This window comes from Kitasatospora sp. NPDC050463 (genome assembly GCF_040655255.1).
GTDB lineage: Bacteria > Actinomycetota > Actinomycetes > Streptomycetales > Streptomycetaceae > Kitasatospora.
Genome location: NZ_JBFAJO010000011.1, coordinates 38,365 through 56,771 on the forward strand (window position 1 = coordinate 38,365; position 18,407 = coordinate 56,771).

16 protein-coding genes and 1 pseudogene are annotated in these 18,407 nt (G+C 73.5%); 5 read left to right on the plus strand and 12 right to left on the minus strand.

From position 1 onward, the window contains the following. Positions 1 to 43: 43 nt before the first annotated feature. From AB0J08_RS09555 to AB0J08_RS09565, 3 genes are all read right to left on the minus strand, one after another. Positions 44 to 628 carry an NUDIX hydrolase gene (locus AB0J08_RS09555; RefSeq protein ID WP_360629596.1) on the minus strand — a complete coding sequence of 195 codons (585 nt, stop codon included), beginning with the start codon at positions 626 to 628 and terminating at the stop codon, positions 44 to 46. Next, positions 625 to 1,785 (minus strand): type III polyketide synthase, encoded by a 1,161-nt coding sequence (locus AB0J08_RS09560; protein ID WP_360629599.1) that lies wholly within the window; start codon positions 1,783 to 1,785, stop codon positions 625 to 627. Before AB0J08_RS09560 ends, AB0J08_RS09555 begins: the two co-directional genes overlap by 4 nt. Before the next feature lie 71 nt (positions 1,786 to 1,856). Beyond that, positions 1,857 to 3,062 (minus strand): cytochrome P450, encoded by a 1,206-nt coding sequence (locus tag AB0J08_RS09565; protein ID WP_360629602.1) that lies wholly within the window; start codon positions 3,060 to 3,062, stop codon positions 1,857 to 1,859. A 266-nt stretch (positions 3,063 to 3,328) separates the two neighbouring features. Between AB0J08_RS09565 and AB0J08_RS09570 the strand changes: the two genes are divergently transcribed. Beyond that, a complete protein-coding gene (locus AB0J08_RS09570; protein ID WP_360629605.1) occupies positions 3,329 to 3,880 on the plus strand; it encodes a VanZ family protein in 552 nt (183 codons plus the stop codon). Between the two features lie 108 nt (positions 3,881 to 3,988). On the opposite strand, the gene AB0J08_RS09575 is transcribed toward AB0J08_RS09570, so the two are convergent. Continuing rightward, entirely contained in the window at positions 3,989 to 4,978 is a 990-nt protein-coding gene (locus AB0J08_RS09575) for a phosphatidylinositol-specific phospholipase C (RefSeq protein ID WP_360629608.1), read from the minus strand. Positions 4,979 to 5,108: 130 nt separating this feature from the next. On the opposite strand from AB0J08_RS09575, the gene AB0J08_RS09580 reads away from it, so the two are divergent. After that, positions 5,109 to 5,837 carry a DUF3592 domain-containing protein gene (locus tag AB0J08_RS09580; protein WP_360629611.1) on the plus strand — a complete coding sequence of 243 codons (729 nt, stop codon included), beginning with the start codon at positions 5,109 to 5,111 and terminating at the stop codon, positions 5,835 to 5,837. Here AB0J08_RS09580 and AB0J08_RS09585 read toward each other — a convergent pair. Then, positions 5,809 to 7,212, minus strand: a complete 1,404-nt coding sequence (locus AB0J08_RS09585; protein ID WP_360629614.1) for an SDR family NAD(P)-dependent oxidoreductase — start codon at positions 7,210 to 7,212, stop codon at positions 5,809 to 5,811. The two genes, AB0J08_RS09580 and AB0J08_RS09585, sit on opposite strands and share 29 nt — an antisense overlap. A 164-nt stretch (positions 7,213 to 7,376) precedes the next feature. Between AB0J08_RS09585 and AB0J08_RS09590 the strand changes: the two are divergent. Further along, a pseudogene (locus AB0J08_RS09590) lies at positions 7,377 to 7,988 on the plus strand (LysE family translocator); the annotation flags it as partial. Between the two features lie 85 nt (positions 7,989 to 8,073). Here the strand turns inward: AB0J08_RS09590 and AB0J08_RS09595 are convergent. The 3 genes from AB0J08_RS09595 to AB0J08_RS09605 all read right to left on the minus strand — a co-directional run bounded on the left by AB0J08_RS09595 (position 8,074) and on the right by AB0J08_RS09605 (position 11,431). Beyond that, positions 8,074 to 9,603 carry a carbohydrate binding domain-containing protein gene (locus AB0J08_RS09595; protein ID WP_360629617.1) on the minus strand — a complete coding sequence of 510 codons (1,530 nt, stop codon included), beginning with the start codon at positions 9,601 to 9,603 and terminating at the stop codon, positions 8,074 to 8,076. 282 nt (positions 9,604 to 9,885) lie between these two features. Then, on the minus strand, positions 9,886 to 10,623 hold the full coding sequence (locus AB0J08_RS09600) for a VOC family protein (RefSeq protein ID WP_360629620.1): 738 nt from the start codon (positions 10,621 to 10,623) through the stop codon (positions 9,886 to 9,888). A gap of 184 nt (positions 10,624 to 10,807) precedes the next feature. Continuing rightward, positions 10,808 to 11,431: a choice-of-anchor C family protein gene (locus tag AB0J08_RS09605; RefSeq protein ID WP_360629623.1), complete on the minus strand. Its 624-nt coding sequence runs from the start codon at positions 11,429 to 11,431 to the stop codon at positions 10,808 to 10,810. Between the two features lie 424 nt (positions 11,432 to 11,855). Here AB0J08_RS09605 and AB0J08_RS09610 point away from each other — a divergent pair, with 424 nt between their 5' ends. Both AB0J08_RS09610 and AB0J08_RS09615 read left to right on the plus strand, forming a co-directional pair. Then, positions 11,856 to 12,476, plus strand: coding sequence for a GDSL-type esterase/lipase family protein (locus AB0J08_RS09610; protein ID WP_360629626.1), 621 nt, complete (start codon positions 11,856 to 11,858; stop codon positions 12,474 to 12,476). A gap of 64 nt (positions 12,477 to 12,540) precedes the next feature. Next, positions 12,541 to 13,497: an aldo/keto reductase gene (locus AB0J08_RS09615; protein WP_360629629.1), complete on the plus strand. Its 957-nt coding sequence runs from the start codon at positions 12,541 to 12,543 to the stop codon at positions 13,495 to 13,497. A gap of 99 nt (positions 13,498 to 13,596) precedes the next feature. On the opposite strand, the gene AB0J08_RS09620 is transcribed toward AB0J08_RS09615, so the two are convergent. The 4 genes from AB0J08_RS09620 to AB0J08_RS09635 form a co-directional block, all read right to left on the minus strand. Then, on the minus strand, positions 13,597 to 14,256 hold the full coding sequence (locus AB0J08_RS09620) for a GNAT family N-acetyltransferase (RefSeq protein WP_360629632.1): 660 nt from the start codon (positions 14,254 to 14,256) through the stop codon (positions 13,597 to 13,599). A gap of 87 nt (positions 14,257 to 14,343) precedes the next feature. Beyond that, positions 14,344 to 15,018, minus strand: a complete 675-nt coding sequence (locus AB0J08_RS09625) for a nitroreductase family protein (protein WP_360629635.1) — start codon at positions 15,016 to 15,018, stop codon at positions 14,344 to 14,346. A 75-nt stretch (positions 15,019 to 15,093) separates the two neighbouring features. Further along, a complete protein-coding gene (locus AB0J08_RS09630; RefSeq protein WP_360629638.1) occupies positions 15,094 to 16,749 on the minus strand; it encodes an ABC-F family ATP-binding cassette domain-containing protein in 1,656 nt (551 codons plus the stop codon). A 152-nt stretch (positions 16,750 to 16,901) separates the two neighbouring features. Further along, positions 16,902 to 18,095: a hypothetical protein gene (locus AB0J08_RS09635; RefSeq protein WP_360629641.1), complete on the minus strand. Its 1,194-nt coding sequence runs from the start codon at positions 18,093 to 18,095 to the stop codon at positions 16,902 to 16,904. Positions 18,096 to 18,407: the final 312 nt, after the last annotated feature.

The window sequence follows — 18,407 nt, forward strand, 5'->3', positions numbered from 1 at the left end:
CGGTACAGACGTGCGGGACCGGCGCAGGCGACCGGGTGCGCCGTCAGCCGGCGGACGTCCGCCCGCGCAGCTCCACGGCCAGCCCGACCAGCTCGCCCCACCAGGTGTCATGGCTGTCGACCAGCAGCCGCTGGGCCTCGGCCGGCTCCACCGCACGGACCTCGACCACCTGCTCGCCGTCGTCCGGGTTGGTCGGGGCGGACTCCACCGCCACCTCCGCCCAGCCCCAGAGCCAGGCCTTCTCGGGGTGCGGCTGCCACGGCCGGTACGGCTCCGGGTTGTCCGTCACGCAGCGGTGGGCCCCCAGCCAGGCCGGCTCGCCGAGCAGGCGCGCGCCCGCCTCCTCGCGCAGTTCACGGACCAGGCAGGACTCGATCGACTCGCCGTTCTCCCGCGTCCCGCCCGGCAGGAACCAGTGGTCGCGGTCGTCCCGGCAGAGCACCACCAGCCCGCCGGAGAAGCCCACCAGGTGGATGTTGGTGATGAGCTCGTCCGGCGGCATCGCGGTGGAGAACTGCGCGTCGAAGCGGCCCCAGGTCCAGTACTGCGGTGCGTGCAACGCGGGGAAGCGTGCGGCCAGTCGGGCCGCTCTGTCGGAGGTGTCCGGCCGGTCCGTGGTATCGGTCATTCGGTGATCGTAGTCCCGGCCGGACGCAGCAGGGGTGTCGTCGCCGGGACGAGTGCGAGGTCGGCGGCGTCGATGGCCCGGGGGCGGCGGGGGATGGTGGCTTCGAGCGGGACACCGGCCCAACTGCCCAGGGAGATCTCGGCGGTGATGCCGGGTCCGAAGCCGGCGATCAGGCCGTGGGTGCCGTCCGCGACCCCGCCCTCCTCGAAGAGCCGGGCGAGGGCGTCGAAGACCACCGCGCTGGCGATGTTGCCGCGCTCGGTGAGGGTGGCGCGGCTGAAGCGGAAGGCGGCGGGCTCCAGGTCGAGGTAGTGGCAGAGGTCGTCGAGGATCCGCGGCCCGCCGGCGTGCACGATGTAGAAGCCCAGGCCCGAGATGTCCCAGCTGTGTTCGGTGGCCAGGGTGCGCAGGGCGGGGGCGAGCATCTCCATGGTGCCGGGGACGCGCTTGTCGAGCTGGAAGTGGAAGCCGGTGTCCTTGACGCCGTAGGAGATCCAGTCCTCGGTGTGCGGCACGAGGTGCGAGCCGTTGCGCTCGATGTGCACGCCGGTGCCGCCGCGCCCGCGCACCACGGCGGCGGCGACGGCGTCCCCGAACAGCCCGTTGGAGAGCAGCGAGCCGACGCCGAGGTCGGTGGGCTGGTAGCAGAGCGAGCAGAACTCGCAGGCCACGATGAGGACGTTGGCGCCGGGGTAGGCGCGGCAGAAGTCGTGCGCCCGGTTGACGGCGGCCCCGCCGGCCGCGCAGCCGAGCTGGGCGATCGGCACCTGGCGGGTGTCGGAGCGGAATCCCATGCTGTTGATCAGCCAGGCGGTCAGTGAGGGCATCATGAAGCCCGTGCAGGACACGTAGATGATCAGGTCGATCTCGCGGGCGGCCAACTCGGCGTACCCGAGGGCGCGTTCGACCACCTCGGGCACCCTTCGCTTGGCCTCCCGCTCGTAGACCGTGTTGCGGATGGTGAGGCCGGGGTGGCGCAGGGTCTCGTCGATGGGCTGGACCAGATGCCTGGTCCTGACCCCGGTGTTCTCGATCAGGCGCAGCGCCAGGCCGAGTTGCGGGTGGTCGGCGTGCAGGCTGCGGGCCAGGTCGAGGGTCTGCTCCAGGGTGATGACGTGTTCGGGGACGGCGACGGCGGGTCGGCAGAGTGTTGCCATGGATTCGGGTCTCCCCTGGAGGGCCTACGGGTGCGTCGGACGGGCGCCGGGCCGGCGCGGCGGGGAGGCGGTCACCAGGCGACCGGCAGGGTCTGCGGATAGCGCCAGATCGACCCCGTCCGCCAGTCCAGCTCCGCGGCCGGCACGGCGAGCCGCAGGTCCGGGAAGCGGCGCAGCAGGCTGCCGATGGCCACCTGGAGCTCCATCCGGGCCAGGTGGGCACCGGCGCAGTGGTGCGTGCCGTAGCCGAAGGCCATGTGGTTGGCCGAGCCGCGGTCGAGGTCCAGCTCGTCGGGCCGCTCGAACATCTCCGGATCGCGGTTGGCGGCCAGGTAGGAGACGTGGACGGCCTCGCCGGCCCGGATCAGCACCCCGCCGAGCTCGACGTCCTCCGTGGCGACCCGGGCGATGCCGACGCCCTGGCGGAACGGGATGAAGCGGAGCAGTTCCTCGATGGCGCGTGGCAGCAGCTCGGGCTGGGCGCGGAGCTTGGCGAGCTGCTCGGGGTGGGTGAGCAGGGTGTAGGTGATGTTGCTGAGCTGGTAGGTGCTGGTGTCGTGGCCGGTGACCAGCAGGACCATGGCCATCACGGCGAGCTCCTGGTCGTCCAGCAGCTCCTCCTCGTCCCGGGCGGTGGCCAGGGCGCTGATCAAGTCCTCGCCGGGGGAGCGGCGGCGGGCGGCGGTCAGGTCGGAGAAGTAGGCGCGCAGCGCGGCCTTGGCGCGGACCTGGCCGTCGCCGCTGCCGGGGCCCATCGACATCATCGCGACGGCGTGGCCGCGCAGCTCGGCGCGGTCCTCCTCGGGGATGTCGAGCAGCTCGCAGATGGTGACGAGCGGGAGCCGGCTCGCGAGGTGGTGGACGAAGTCGGCGGGGGAGCCGTGCTCCTCCATCCCGTCCAGGAAGGCGTCGACGGTCCGCTGGGTCTTCGGCCGCAGCTGCTCGACCTGGCGGTTGGTGAACCCCTTGGCGACCAGGCGGCGCAGCCGGTTGTGGGCGGGCGGGTCCATCAGGTTGATCGACTCGACCTGGGCGATCGGGGCGGGCGTCATGCGGGGGAGGTCCCGGCCGATGCCGGCGGCGCGGCTGAAGCGGCGGTCGGTGGTGACGACGCGGACGTCCTCGTAGCGGGTGGCCAGCCAGGCCTCGCCCTCGCCGTGTGGCAGCCGGATCCTGGCGACCGGGTCCTCGGTGAGCAGTTGCTTGAGGAGCGGGTCGAACTCCAGGCCTTCGGTGTGGTTGAAGGGGCAGTCCCACACGGGGGCGGAGGTAGTCACGGGCTTGTCCAAATGGCCGGAGTTGGTGGCGCCCGACTGGGATCGTTCGGGCGCAGACGTGCTGATGTTCCCCCATCGGGAGGCGAAAATGTGGATAAGGCGGATAGTTCGCTCGATCGAGCGAGATAGATGATTGTCGTGCGATATAAGGAAGTTGGCGCCGCCCAGCGGTGGCGGGGGAGGGCGGGCCCGCAGGCGCGGGGCGGGCCCGGGTGCCCGTGCCACCGGGGCAGAACCGGGCGGACGTTCGAGGCGTCCGTTCAGGCGTGATCAAAGCTGTTCTCGGCTCCGTGCCGATGTTCTGGCCCGGGCTGCTCTGCTCGCTGGTGCCGGCCGCACTGCTGAACCAGCCGGTGGGGCGGCTGCTGCGCGCGCACTGGGCGGTCGCGTTCCTGCTGCTGCTGGCCCTCGGCGGGGTGGTGACGCTGACCCTGCTGCCCGACGCCCAGGGGTCGTTGCGGGAGCTCTCCCGGGATGCCGTCCGGCACTGCGCCCTCGGCGGCGCCGGGCTGCGCCCGCCGGGCGAGTGGCTCACCTCGCGGCACGCGGACCTGAACGTCGCGCTGTTCGCCCCGGTCGGCCTCGCCGCCGCGCTGGCGGGGACCAGGCGCCGGGCGGCCGCCGTCCTGCTGGGCGCGGCGGCACTGCCCTTCGCGGTGGAACTCGCCCAGTACGCCGTGCCGGCGATCGGCCGGGCGTGCGACGCGCAGGATGTCTGGGACGACCTGCTCGGGCTCGCGCTCGGTGCGGCGGCCGGTCTGCTCGCGGGCCCGCTCGCCCGGGCCGGGGCCCGCTCCCTGCGGGCGGGGCGCGCCTGACCGGCCTCCGGGCCACCCGGTGACGAGATGGCCCGGCGGCCGGTACCGGTACCGGCCGCCGGGGTGCGGGGTGCGGGCTGCGCGGTGCGGGCGGTGCGGCGAAGGCGGTCAGGCGCCGAAGTTGAGCGCGTACAGCGAGCGTGCGAGGTCCGGGGTGACGAAGTCCATCGGGACGGTGCCGAGGACCGGGCGGGCGGGGCGGTCGAGGGCGCCGAGGTAGGAGCGCAGCTTCGGGGTGATCGCGTCGGCGGCCTGGCGCGGCCACAGGCCCCAGCCGGAGCTGGAGGTGAAGGTGAGGAACAGCCGCTGCGCGTCGCCGGCGGCGCGGGCGGCGTCCAGGTGGGCGGATACCTCGGGCCACTTGCGGGAGTTGAGCTCGAAGACGGTGCCGATGTCGTAGTCGTCCTCGATGTCCGTCCGGGGGCCGCCCCAGCGCAGGCCGGGCAGACCGGAGTTGTCGGCCAGCAGCACCACCCGCCCGCGGACCTCGCCCAGCCGGGGGATCCGGTCCTCGCTCCAGAACAGGCCCGGCCAGCGCGCCTGGTAGCCGGCGAAGAGTGCACCGAACTCGGCGTCGGAGACGGTCGAGTACTCCTGCCTGACCCGCATCACCAAGGTCTCGCCCGGGTGCGCGGCGAGGAAGGCCAGGCAGTGGTTGAGGACGTCGCCGAAGAAGATCTGCTGGAACACCGGGCCGTGGTGGATTGCGAGCACGCCGTCGACGGCGCGGCAGCGGATGTCCAGGAAGCGCACGCCGGCCGCGAACTGGTCCGGCAGGGCGAGGGTCTGGGTTTGTGTCAGTGCGCCGCCGTACAGCGCGCAACTGTCGTGGGTGCCGGGCAGCGTGAGCCGGGAGAGCGGGGCCTGGGCGTCGACGGCGCCCAGCCAGTCCGCTCCGGCCGGGACGGCGAGTGCCGGGCCGCCGAGCGCCTGGCCGCCGAGCGCCGCGGCCCGGGGCGCGGCCGCCACGAGGCCGGCGGCGGTGAGGGCACCCAGCAGTGTGGCCCGGGTGAAGGCGCGCCGGCTGATCGGCGCCTGGGTGGCCGGCGCCGGTGCGGTCGGCGCGTGCGTGGTCGGTGCGTGCGTGGTCAAGGACACGGTGGGGTACCCCCGTCGGGTGTGGCGGGCCGGGTGAGGACGATGGCATGCTCATTGTGAGGAGGTCGGCCCGCCCTGCCCAGACCCGCGGCGGTCCGGTGTGGAACCGATGGCCGGACAACCTCCGTCAGTGGTAGGTGGGTTGTTCGGCGAGAAGGTCGAAACCAGGCTGGTGGGGGGCACGTTGGCGGGCAACGTCCTGGGCAGGGTCCGGGTCACGGTGGGGGCGGTGGCCCTGGTGGTGACGGGCGTCTGCCTGGCCGTCGGGGTCTGGCCGACCGCGGACGGCCGGAGCCCGCTGCCGCGCGGCGGCTGGATCCTCTGTGGGATCTGCTTCGCCGTCTCCGCGCTCGGCCATCCGCGGCTGCGGAGCAGGGACGGCTGGCTCTACGGGACGGCCTACCTCGCGTTGCTGGCCGTCGTGCTCTGCGTGGGCGGGGTCCACGCGGGCCTGCGGCGGAGCGGGATCCAGGACCGCACCACCGAGCCGGTGACCGCCACTCTCAGCGAGTGCGACACGATCAGCGGGGGCGACGGGCCGGACACCAGCCCCTTCAGGTGCCGCTACACCTGGACCCTGAACGGCCGGCAGTACCAGGAGGACCGGACGACCATCGAGCCGCACCGCGACGGCGACCGCCTCCCCCTCTGGGTCGATCCGGAGACCGGCCGGACGGACGACCACGACGCGAAGCGCCCGGTGATGATGTTCGTCCTGGCCGCCGTCGCCGGTCTCCTCGTCCTCGGCTACCTCGTCCTGCTGGTCCGCGCCTGGACGGCGGCGCTCCGCCGCAGCCGCCGGCGGGCCGCGCCGGGGAGGCGGCCCGGCCTCACCAGGCCGCCTCGCGGTAGTCCTTGAGGAAGACGCCCGACACCGGGGCGCCGGCCTCGCCGCGGACGATCGGGTCGTAGACGCGGGCGGCGCCGTCCACGATGTCGAGCGGGGTGCGGAACCCGTCGGAGGCCAGCCTGATCTTCTTGGGGGCCGGGTTCTCGTCGGTGATCCAGCCGGTGTCGACCGCGCACATGTGGACGCCCTGGGCGGCGAGTTGCTCGGCGCTGGTGCGGGTGAGCATGTTGAGGGCGGCCTTGGCCATGTTGGTGTGCGGGTGGCCGGCGGTCTTGTTGCGGACGGCGAACCGGCCCTCCACCGCGGTGACGTTGACGATGTAGCGGCGGGGGTGCGGTGAGGCCAGCAGCAACGGGAGCAGGCGGTCGCAGAGCAGCGCGGGCGCCAGCGCGTTGACCAGCTGGGTCTCCAGAACCTCGGCCGGGTCCAGCGCACCGAGCCGGGACGACCAGGAGTTGACCGGTGCGAGGTCGGGCAGCAGGCCCGCCTCGTCCGCGTGCTCGGGCAGCGGAGCGGGCGCCGGAGGGCCGTCGGTGGTGGCGAGTTCGGCGGCGGGCCAGGCGGGCCGGAGCGCGGGCATCGGGCGGAACCCGGGGGCGTGGACGACCGTGGTGGAGGCGGCGGGCAGCGCGGTCCGCTCACGGGCGGCCAGCAGGGCGTAGGACTCGGGCGGGCGGCGCAGGGTCTGCGCGGCGTTGTTGACCAGGATGTCCAACGGGCGCCCGTCGGAGCGGAGCTGCTCGGCGAGGCCGAGCACCTGGCGGGGGTCGCGCAGGTCGATGCCGACCACGGTGAGGCGGTCGCGCCACTCGGCGCTGCCGGCGGCGGCCTGGAAGCGCCGGACGGTGTCGTGCGGGAAGCGGCTGGTGACGATCAGCTCGGCGCCGTCGCGCAGCATCATCAAGGCGAGCTGGAAGCCGATCTTCACCCGGCCGCCGGTGAGCAGCGCGCGGCGCCCGCGCAGGTCGGTCGCCAGGGCGCGGCGGGCGGTGTTGTCGGCGGCGCAGCCGGGGCAGAGCATGTGGTAGAAGGTGCCCACCTGGCGGTAGCGCTGTTTGCAGACGTAGCAGCGGCGGCCGAGCCGGAGTTCGCCGAGCGGGGCGGCCGGGACGCCGGCCAGCGGCGCGTCCTCGCGGCGGTCGCGTGCACCGGTGGCGGTGGCGGCGAGCAGGTCGGCATCGGCCTGCCGGGCCTCGTCCTTGCTGCTCTGGCGGCGGCGCTTGCGGCTCTCGCTGACGAAGGACTTCAGCTGCCGCTCGGCGTGCAGGCGGGTCAGGCTGTCGGCGGGGAGGGCGCGCAGGCGTCCGAGGGTTCGGCTGAAGGCGGCGAGTTCGTCCGCGGTGACCTCGTCGGCTGCCGTGTGCTCGTCGTCCCGGACCGTCATGGCCGCCCCCTCGTGCGCTGTGCTGCGATGCCTGGGGACTGTACCGACTGCGCCGGACAAGTGAGATCACATTATTCGTAGGATGGGGCCTTGATCGCGGCGCTCTGGGCTGCGACGTCGCGGCGGTTCAGGCCGCGCCCACGGCGGGGAACGGGGAGAGCACGATGGTGAGCCTCAGCGCGATAGCCGCGATCGCGGTGCTGGAAGCGGGGATGGTCCTGAGTCCGGGCCCGAACATGATCTACCTGGTCTCCCGCTCCGTCGCCCAGGGCCGCCGGGCCGGGCTGATCTCGCTGGCGGGCGTCTTCGTCGGATTCCTGGCCTACCTGCTCGCGGCGACCGCCGGGATCTCGGCGGTGTTCGCCCTGGTGCCGGAGGTCTATCTGGCGATCAAGCTGGCGGGCGCCGGCTACCTGCTCTGGCTGGCCTGGAAGGCCGTCCGGCCGGGCGGCAGTTCGGCGTTCGCGCCGAGGGAGATGCCGGCCGACGGGCCGGGCCGGTTGTTCGGCATGGGCCTGCTGACCTGCCTGCTGAACCCGAAGATCGCGATCCTGTACGTCTCGCTGCTGCCGCAGTTCGTCGAGCCGGATCGCGGCCACGTCGCCGTGCAGAGCCTGCTGCTGGGCCTGACGCAGATCCTGGTCGGCGTGGCCGGCAACGCGGTCTTCGTGCTGATGGCGGGCTCGGCGTCCGCCTTCTTCGCGCGCCGCCCGCTCTGGCAGCGGGTCCACCGGTACCTGATGGGCACGGCGCTGGCGGCCTTCGCGGTGCGGATGGTGGCCGACCGCTCGCCCGCGGTGGCGGCGCCCCGAGCTCCCCGAGCCCCCGGATCCGGGGAGCCGCCACCGGCCGCGCCCCTGCTCAGCCCCCGTACCGGGCGAAGATCTTCGCGAACTCGTACGGCTGCTGGGCGATGTTGGTGCACTTGAACAGCGCGCCGGTGCAGGCGTTCGCGTCCCGGGTGGCGTCCCAGAAGGCCAGCTCGCCGAGGTGGTGCTGCTGGGCGAAGGCGACCAGCTGACGGGCGTCCGCCTGGTCGTAGATCTGGTGGTCGTCGTTCTCCCCGATCATCGGGGTGATGCCGACCGCGGCCCAGAGCTGGGCGTCGCTCTTCGCCGGGTAGAGCGCCTTGAGCTGGCCGTGGAGGCCCTGCGCCGCCTGTACGGCCGCGTCGCCGTAGTCGGCGCCGCTGCGGTAGTAGTCCATCGCCATGGCGTTCACCAGGTCGACGGCCACGCCCGCGTCACGGGCCGAGCGGACGATGGCGACGCCCTCGGCGGTGAGCCCCTCGGGCAGCACCGGCAGGGTGAACGAGACCTTCAGGCCGGGGTTGGCCTTCTGCAGCTTGGCGAGCGCGGCGGAGCGGCGGTCGTTGGCGGCGGTGTCGGCGATCGCGGCGCCCTCGATGTCGAAGTCGACGTGGCGCAGGTGGTAGGCCTTGACCACGGCGTCGTACTCGGCGAACAGCGAGTCCACCGTGGTGCAGGCGGCGGCGAGTTCGGTGCCGCTGGCGCCGCCGAAGGAGACCTTGACGTCGCCGCCGGCCGCGCGCAGCGCGTCCACCTGGTCCTTGGCCCAACCGGTGCGCGGGTCGTAGGCGTTGAACCAGCTGGCCTTGCAGCCGACGCCGGTGACGAAGCCCATGGTGAAGGACTTCAGGTCGCCGGCCCGGGCCATCGCGGGCATCGACGGGGTCGGCCAGGCGCCCATGTCGATGTACGGGGCCACCGGGACGGCGACGTTCGGCGGGGTGGTGGTGGGTGCCCCCGTGCCGGTGGGCGTCGGCGTCGGCGTCGGCGTGGCCGAAGTCGGCGGCGGGGTGGACGGGTTGCCGCCGGGGCCGGTGAGCGTCACGTCGTCCACCTGGTAGGCGCCCTGCCCGTACCAGCCGTGCAGGTAGACCGTCACGCTGGTGGTGGCCGCGCCCGTGGTGAAGGTGGTGGAGAGCTGCTGCCAGCCGGCGCCGCCGGGAGTCCAGACGGCCGGGTCGGTGACCCCGCTGCCGGTGGCGCCGAGGTAGACGTACCGGCCCTGGACCCAGGCGCTCAGCGTGTACGTGGTGTCGGGCCGCACGGCGACGCTCTGCCCGCACTGAGCGGTGTCGCTGCTGCTCGCGGCACCCTTCAGCGCGTAGGAGCCGCTGTGCGCCCCGGTGTTGACGATGCCGCCGGTCGTGGCGGAACAGCTCCAGGGGCTCGCCGAGCCGCTCTCGAAGCCGGCGTTGGCGAGCAGGTTGCCGTCGGCCGCGCCGGCGTTCCCGGCGAGGGTGGTGAGCCCGCCGGCGGCCAGCACGGTGGCGGCGGCGAGGCCGAGCAGCTTGACCTGGCCGGCGGGGCGGCGGTGCCGGGCGGGGGCGTCGGGCGCGGGGGTGTGGTGGGGCGCGCGTGGCATGGGGGTGCCTCTCGGGACGGTGCCCCCGCCGCCCGCCACGCGAGGGGGAGCGCGGGGCGGGCGGCGAGGGCGGTGGGGGCGTGGTCCGGTGCGGGGAGGTGCGCGGTGCAGCTTCAAACTGGACTAGACCAGCTGTGCACGTCAAGCACCTTCGGCACATCAGAGGCGTTTGCTGGGAAGGTTTTAGGAACGGTTCAAGTGTCTGTCCTCGTGACCCGCGCCACGTGGTCCGCGCCGCCGACCCGACACCGGCCGGAGCGGGTGCTGGAGGTCGGCGACGGGTCAGCGAGGGCTCAGGAGGCAGAACTCGTTGCCCTCCGGGTCGGCCAGAATCGTCCAGGAGATCGCGGACTGGTCGATACCGGGGTCGGTGGCGCCCAGGGCACGCAGTCGGGCTTCTTCTGCTGCCAGGTCGTCAGCGGGGTAGGGGCAGACGTCGAGGTGGACGCGGTTCCACCCACTCTTGGTGTCGGGGGTGCGGACGAACTCCAGGTAGGGGCCGACGCCTTGGGCGGAACGCATGGTCGCGTGGTCGTCGGCGACCTCGTGCAGCGTCCAGTCCATCGCCTCGTCCCAGAACCGGGCCATCCCTCGTGGGTCGGCGCAGTCGACCACCACCGCGGCGATCGGTCCGGTGTCCCGGTAGATCGGACGGGGCTCCAGGACGCAGAACTCGTTGCCCTCCGGGTCGGCCATGACCGTCCAGGGGACGTCGCCCTGACCCACGTCGGCGAGCGTCGCGCCGAGATCCTTCAGGCGCGCGACCAAGTCCGCCTGATGGGCCGTCGAGGTGGTGGCCAGATCGATGTGCACCCGGTTCTTCACCGTTTTGGGTTCCGGGCGGGAGATGATGTCGATGCAGACGGCCACCGGCTCGGGGTAGGCGAAGCCCACGGGTTCGAGGTTGGTCACGCCGGGTCCCTCGCTGTCGAGACCCCAGCCCAGCGCCTCCGCCCAGAACCGGCCGAGCACCGAGTCGTCCTGGGCCTTCATGTTGATCTGCACAAGTCTTGTCGCCATGCCACAGATCCTAGAAGCTGCCTGGCCGATCGGATGCTGCTCAAGCCCCGCGCCCCTGGCCGGCCGGCTCGGCCCGCACCGTCCACGGAACCGTCCACGGAACCGTTCGAGGCACCGGGCCCGGGAGCGCCCGGGCGGGCCGGCGGTCGGGAACCCGTCGGCCCGCCCGGGGCGGGTGGCCCGGTCAGCAGGTGGGGCAGGGCCTGCACTCCTTGACCTGGACGTTGTCCACCACGGGGCCGTAGGCGCCGGCGGCGGTGGTGCTGGCGAAGGCCAGCGTGGTGGAGGCGTTGGTGGCCACGAAGGTGAACTGGCGTCCCACGTACCCCATGGCGGCCCGGGACTTGCCGGTGATGTCGAAGGAGAAGTCCTGGAAGTCCTGGCCGTCGACGAGCGCGCGGCCGGTCTTGAGGGCCGGCCCGCCCTCGGGGTTGCCCGCGAGCGAGTACGTCACCGTGTAGGTGGCGCCCGGGGTCGTGGTGAAGGTCTGGGTGACGGTGCCCGGGCCGGAGCCGTTCAGGTCGACGGACTGGTCGCCTTCGGCGGCCTGCCAGAAGTCGGCGCCGATCAGGTCCACGCTGCCGGTCGTGACGCGCCACGGGCCGATGGACTGTCCGGCCGTGAGACCGGTGAAGGTGTTCGCCGCCAGCTTCGGCGTCTCGAAGCTGCCGTCGTCGAAGCGGCTGAGGGCCCGGCTCTGCGCCCCCGCGCGGTCGGCGGTGACGGCGGCCTGGGCGGGGACCGCCCAGGCCGCGACGCCGCCGACGAGCAGGGCGACGGCGACGGTGCGGGTGCGCGGGACCGACATGGGGACCTCCAGGTGGAAGCGGTGACGAAGCCCGGGTCGGGCTCGACAGCGCTCATCGTCCGGGCCCCCGGCGGCACGGGGCCAGGCCGGAGCTTCGGCGCCTCGTGGTGCGGGGCGAGGTCCGTGGGCTCTCGTGCGCCGGTTTGGCGGGCCACGGTCCACCGCGGACCGGTGGCCGTCCGTCGGCAGGCTCGTGGCCAGGGCCTTCACCCCGGGCCCGGGCGGGCGGCCCGCCGTGCGGCAGCGTGCGGACGCGGTCGGGGGCGGCCGGCCTCGTCGGGCCGCCGTTGCACACGACCCATCCGCACGCCCCGGCCACGCTTCGTACGCTCCCTGTCCGGCGTGCGGTCCGCGCCGGTACGGCGGGGTGTCCAACCGGTGAAAACCACCGCGCCGCGGCCGGGCGGCGCCCTACGGTGACCCGATGATCAAGGATCTGCGCATCTGCTTCATCGGGGACTCCTTCACCCAGGGCGTCGGCGACCCGGAGTTCCGCGGCTGGGTCGGCCGGGTGCTCCAGGAGACCGGCCGGGCGGACCCCGCCGAGCTGACCGGCTTCAACCTGGGCGTCAGGCGCGACACCTCCTCGGACGTGCTGCGCCGGATCTGGCCGGAGGTCGACGCGCGGACCCGGCCGGGCGCGGACAACCGCCTGGTGGTCTCGGTCGGCAGCAACGACGCCACGCTGGAGGACGGCGGGCCCCGGGTGGTGCCGGCCCGCTGCCTGGCGAACCTGGCCGAGCTGCTGGACGGCGCCCGGGAGCGGGGCCTGGGCGTGCTGGTGGTGGGGCCACCGCCGGTGGTCGGCTGGGGCCGGGAGCACCTGGAGCGGCTGCTGGACCTCGCCGGGCAGCTGGCGACGCTCTGCGCCGGGCGCGGTGTGCCGTTCGTCGACGTGACGGCCGCGGTTGCCGCGGACCGGGTCTGGGCCGCCGAGGCGGGCGCCGGCGACGGTGCGCACCCGGGCGCCGGCGGTTACCGCGTCCTCGCCGGTCTGGTGCTGGCCGGCGGCTGGCGGGAGTGGGTGCGCGGCGAACGGGCTTGACCTTGAGTGCACTCCAAGGGAGAGGCTGATGCCGTTGATCGACGACACGAAGGAGCACCGGAAGATGCGTACCGCCACGCTTGGTCAGCAGGGTCCCGAGGTCGGAGTGGTCGGTCTCGGCTGCATGGGCATGACCTGGGCCTACGACCTGGGCAACCGCGACGACGAGACCTCGGTGCGGGTGATCCGGGAGGCGCTGGACCTCGGCGTCACCCTGATCGACACCGCCGACTACTACGGCCCGTACACCAACGAGGAGGTGGTCGGCGCCGCCCTGGCCGGTCCGTACCGGGAGCGCGCGGTGCTGGCCACCAAGGTCGGCCTGGTGGCGGGCACCGGCGACCAGCGGGTGGGCAACGACGGGCGACCGGAGCACGTCCGGCGCTCGATCGACGAGAGCCTGCGCCGCCTCGGCACCGACCACGTCGACCTCTACCAGCTCCACCGGGTCGACCCGCAGGTGCCGATCGAGGAGACCTGGGGCGCGCTCGCCGAGGTCGTCGCGGCCGGCAAGGCGCGGCGGATCGGGCTCTCCGAGGTGAGCGTCGAGCAGATCAAGCGGGCCCAGGCGGTGCACCCGGTGGCGTCCGTGCAGTCCGAGCTGTCGCTGTGGACCCGGGACGCGCTGGCCGAGGTGCTGCCGTACACCGAGGCCGAGGGCATCGCCTTCCTGCCGTTCTCGCCGCTCGGGCGGGGCTTCCTGACCGGCAGCATCTCCTCCGCGGACGAACTGGCGGCGGACGACTTCCGCCGCTCGCTGCCGCGCTTCCAGCAGGAAGCGCTGGCGGCCAACCTGGCGCTGGTGGAGAAGGTGAAGGAGGTCGCCGGGCGGGTCGGCGCGACGCCCGCGCAGGTCGCGCTGGCGTGGGTGCTCGCGCAGGGCCGCTACGTCCTCCCGATCCCGGGCACCAAGACGCCGCGCTACCTGGTGGACAACGCGGCCGCGGCCGACGTGGTGCTCTCGGCGGCCGACCTCGCCGAGCTGGACGCGCTGCCGACGCCGACCGGTGGGCGCTACTGACCGGCGGGCGCCACCGACCGGGGCCGTCCGGCCCGGACGGGCACTACCGACCGGGCCGGCGCCGACCGGCGGGCGCCGGCGGTCCGGCCGGCTCCGCGCTCAGCCCTCCTTGACCCAGACCAGCTGCCGGCCGGTCTCGCCGGGCGCCCGGACCACCGCGTCGGCGATCCGGTCCAACCGGAAGCCGAGCTTGCGCGGCACGGCGGCGCTGGCGGCGTTGGCCTGGTCGCAGCGGATCTCCACCCGGCCGACCCCGGGGAGGGCGAGCGCGGCCCCGGTCAGCGCCCCGGCGGCGGTGGTGGCGATGCCGCGGCCGCCGTGCTTCGAGCCCACCCAGTAGCCGATCTCCAGCGCACCCGGGCCGATCCGGCCGTGCAGGCCGAACGAGCCGATGACGCTGCCGGGTTCGGCGTCCAGGCCGACCAGGTAGATGAAGTCGGTACCGGCGTCCCAGGCGGCCGCACCGGCCGCCGTCAGCTCGGTGGTCTGCGCCAGGGTGGGTGCCTGGGCCGCCCACTCCAGCCAGGGCCGCAGGTGCTCCAGATCGCTCCGGACGGCGGCGTTGAGCGCGCTCGCGTACGCGGCCGAGCGGCGGTGCAGTGAGATCCCGCCGGCCAGTCGCAGCAGTTCCGGCGGCCGGCCGGCGGAGATCTCGCCCGGCACCGGACGGCGCCGCCCGGCGGCTGCGCCGGGAGCGGGGCCGGGAGCGGGGCCGAGGCCGGGTACGTCCTCGCAGGGTGGTGGCGTGACGTGAGTCATGTCAGCGATTATGGGCGCGCTCCGGCGCGTCGACCACCACCGAACCACCGGCGAACCGCCGGGCCGGCGGCGCCGCCCCGGGGCGCGTCAGAGGCGCACCAGGACGTCGTCGAGCTCCTTGCGCCGCAGGTCCGGGACGCGCGCCCCCTCCGCCGGATAGCCCACCGGGATGACGTAGGCGGCCCGCTCCTCGGCCGGCCGTTCGCACACCTCGTTGAGGAACTTCATCGGGCTCGGGGTGTGGGTGAGGGTGGCCAGGCCCGCCTGGTGCAGGGTCGCGAGCAGCAGGCCGACGGCGATCCCGACGGACTCCTTGGTGTAGTACGGGCGCGGCGACCGCGGGCCCTTGTGCACCTCGAAGACGACGATCACGGCGGGCGCGTCCTCCAGGAACGGCTTCTGCCAGTCGGTGCCGATCGGCGCCAGCGCGGTCAGCCACTCCTCGGAGGCCCGGTGCGCGTAGAACTCGCGCTCCTCCGCCTCGGCGGCCTCGCGCAGCCGCCGCTTGCGCTCCGGATCGGTGATCACCACGAACCGCCACGGCTGGACGTGCGCGCCGCTGGGCGCGGTGTTCGCGGTGCGGACCGCCCACTCGACCACACCGTCCGGGATCGGGCGGGTCGCGTAGTCGCGGACGGTCCGGCGCTGCGCCATCACGTCGTGGAAGGACCTGCTGCGTGCCTCGGCTTCGTGGGCGGGCACCGTCATCGGGGTCAGCGGGACGCTCGGGTACGGCGTTCCCGCCACTGCGCTGTCAACCATGGCCGACAGCACAGCACATGACGGGCGGTCCGGGAAGGGTCCGGACCGCCCGACTGCTCGAATGGACCAGACCACTCAGCTCTCGTGGACGCGCCCGTCGCGGACCTCGATCCGCCGGTTCACCGACACCGTGTCCAGCATCCGCCGGTCGTGCGTGACCAGCAGCAGCGTGCCGGTGTACGAGGCCAGCGCGGACTCCAACTGCTCGATGGCGGGCAGGTCCAGGTGGTTGGTGGGCTCGTCCAGCACCAGCAGGTTGACCCCGCGGGCCTGGAGCAGCGCCAGCGCCGCCCGGGTCCGCTCACCGGGGGAGAGGGTGTCGGCCGGCCGCCGCACGTGCGCCGCCTTCAGCCCGAACTTGGCCAGCAGGGTGCGCACCTCCTCCGAGGTCAACTCCGGTACGGCGGCCGCGAACGCGTCCGACAGCGGCTCCCCGCCCAGGCCGTGCTCGCTCTTGAAGATGTGCCCGCGGGCCTGGTCCACCTCGCCGACCACCACGCCCGAGCCCAGCGCGGCGTTGCCGCCGTCGAGTTCGAGCCGGCCGAGCAGCGCGGCCAGCAGCGTGGACTTGCCCGCCCCGTTGGCGCCCGTGATCGCGACCCGGTCGGCCCAGTCGATCTGCAGGTCCACCGGGCCGAAGGCGAAGTCGCCGCGACGGACGGTGGCGGCCCGCAGGGTGGCGACCACGGAGCCGGAGCGCGGCGCGGTGGCGATCTCCATCCGCAGCTCCCACTCCTTGCGCGGCTCGTCGACGACGTCCAGCCGCTCGATCATCCGCTGGGTCTGCCGGGCCTTGGAGGCCTGCTTCTCGGTGGACTCCGTCCGCATCGCGCGGCCGATCTTGTCGTTGTCGGAGGACTTCCGGCGCGCGTTGCGCACCCCGTGCTCCATCCAGCCGCGCTGCATCCGCGCCCGGGCCTCCAGGCCCGCCTTGGTGTCGGCGTACTCCTCGTAGTCCTCGCGGGCGTGCCGGCGGGCCGTGGCGCGCTCCTCCAGGTACGACTCGTAGCCGCCGCCGTACAGGTTGACCTGCTGCTGGGCGAGGTCCAGCTCCACCACCCGGGTCACCGTCCGGGCCAGGAACTCGCGGTCGTGGCTGATCAGCACGGTGCCCGCGCGCAGGCCCTTGACGAAGGACTCCAGGCGCTCCAGGCCGTCCAGGTCGAGGTCGTTGGTGGGCTCGTCGAGCAGGAAGACGTCGTAGCGGGAGAGCAGCAGCGAGGCGAGGCCGGCCCGGGCGGCCTGGCCGCCGGAGAGCGCGGTCATCGGCAGGTCCAGCGAGACCTTCAGCCCGAGCGAGTCGGCGACTTCCTCGGCCCGCTCCTCCAGATCGGCGCCGCCGAGGTCCAGCCAGCGGTCCAGACTCACCGCGTAGGCGTCGTCGGCGCCGGCGCGGCCCTCGACCAGGCCCTCGGTGGCCTCGTCCAGCGCCGCCTGCGCGGCGGTCACGCCGGTGCGGCGGGCCAGGAAGTCCCGGACCGACTCGCCCTCGCGCCGCTCCGGCTCCTGCGGCAGGTGGCCGATGCTGGCGCTGGCCGGGCTGAGCCGCAGCGAGCCGCCCTCGGGGGTGTCCAGCCCGGCCAGCAGCCGGAGCAGCGTCGACTTGCCGGCGCCGTTCACGCCGACCAGCCCGATCACGTCGCCGGGGGCGACGACCAGGTCCAGGCCGGAGAAGAGGGTGCGGTCGCCGTGGCCGGCGACGAGGTCCTTGACTACGAGTGTGGCGCTCATGATGCCTCCGATTCTAGGAGAGCGGGGGAGCGCGCCGGGGCCCGCGGCGGGAAGGCCGCGGACCCCGGGGGTTCGGACGGGGGTCGAGCGGTGTGCGGCTCAGGGAGCACACGGTCCGGTCGGCCGGTGGATCGCTCGGGACGTGTCCGAGGTCACTTCTTCTTGGAGATGTACTCCAGCGCGTGCTGGGCGACGTCGTCCAGGTACGGGCCGGCCTCCCAGGTGTTGTCGTTGCCGCCGATGGAGGTGTCCGACACCAGGACCTGCTTGCCGTCCTTGGTCGCGAACCAGCCGCCGCCGCTGTCACCGCCGGTGCCGTTGCAGCCGATGGTCAGCATCGCCGGGCGGCTCGGGTCGATGGTGTGGCGGACCGGCTTGCCGCTGTCGCAGTGCTCCAGCTCCATGCCGTCGAAGGGCTTGCCGGCCGGGTAGCCGTAGCTGCTGACCGCGGTGATCTGGTCGCGCGGGGCGTTGAACCAGACCGGCACCGAACCGCCGACGACCTCCTCCAGCGACTTGTTGCTGCCGTCCGGGTTGGCCACCTTGATGATGCCGAAGTCGTACTGGCTCCAGGCGCCGCCGTACTCCGGGTCGGCCTCGTTCGCCCAGGTCGGGGAGACGATGCCGGCCACCGCGCCCCACTCGCCGTACGGCTCGGCCTGCGCCAGCGCGGCCTGCTTGCCGCCGCTCAGCACGCCGGTGCTGTTGAACGCCGGGGCGAAGGTGATGTTGGTGTGCGACTTGCCGCCCTTGCCGGCGTGCAGGCAGTGGCTGGCGGTCCAGACCAGGTTGCTCTTGCCGGGGTTGGCCGGGTCGGAGACGACGGTGCCGGAGCAGACGTACTCCTGCTTGCCGTCCTGGAAGAACAGCTTGCCGTTCACGTGGAAGTTCTTGGCGAACGGGTGCGGGACGGGCTTCTCCTCGACCATCTTCGGCAGCGGGTCGTTACCGCCGTCCGCCGGCGGCTGGGAGGTCGGCTGGCCCGGCGCCGTGCCGGTCGGCGGGGCGCTCGGCTGCGTGGTCGGCTGGCCGGGCTTGGACGGCTTGGCCTTCAGGATCTTCTGGAGGTCCCAGTAGCCCTTCACCGCCGGAGTGATCACGTTCTGCTGGGCGAACGTCTCCCAGTCCTCGTACTTCCACTTCTTCAGTTCGTCGAGGCTGGGCAGCTTGATCGGAGCCGCGCCCGGCGTACCGGTGGCGCCGGTGGTCGCGGCGGTGGTCGGAGCCGCGGTCTGGGCCCCGGTGGTGTCGCTGTTGTCCGGACCGCACGCGGTCGCGACCACCATCGTCAGTGCGACGACGGAGGCGCCCAGCGCAGCACGCGTCGTCCGGGATATCGGTGACATGAGTTCAATTCCCCCTGTGGATGCACGCCATGCCGCCCGAGCCGCAGGCATGGCAGGTGAGGAGTCTGCCATGCCGACGAAGGCGTCCTCGCAACCGGACCGGACCGCGACGGAGCTGTCACGGGATCGGCACGTGATCCGCACCGGGTTAATCGGTTGCGCGGGGGCCGCGGGCCTCCGTAGCGTGATTCGTGCCACCCGCCAGAACAGGAGAAGGCCGTTGCTCTACTGAGGTCCCGAGACACCGCCCCCCGCCGCCCCGCAGCCCTGCTGCGCGCGGTGCGTGTGTGTGCGAGTGCGCGACCTCAGTGG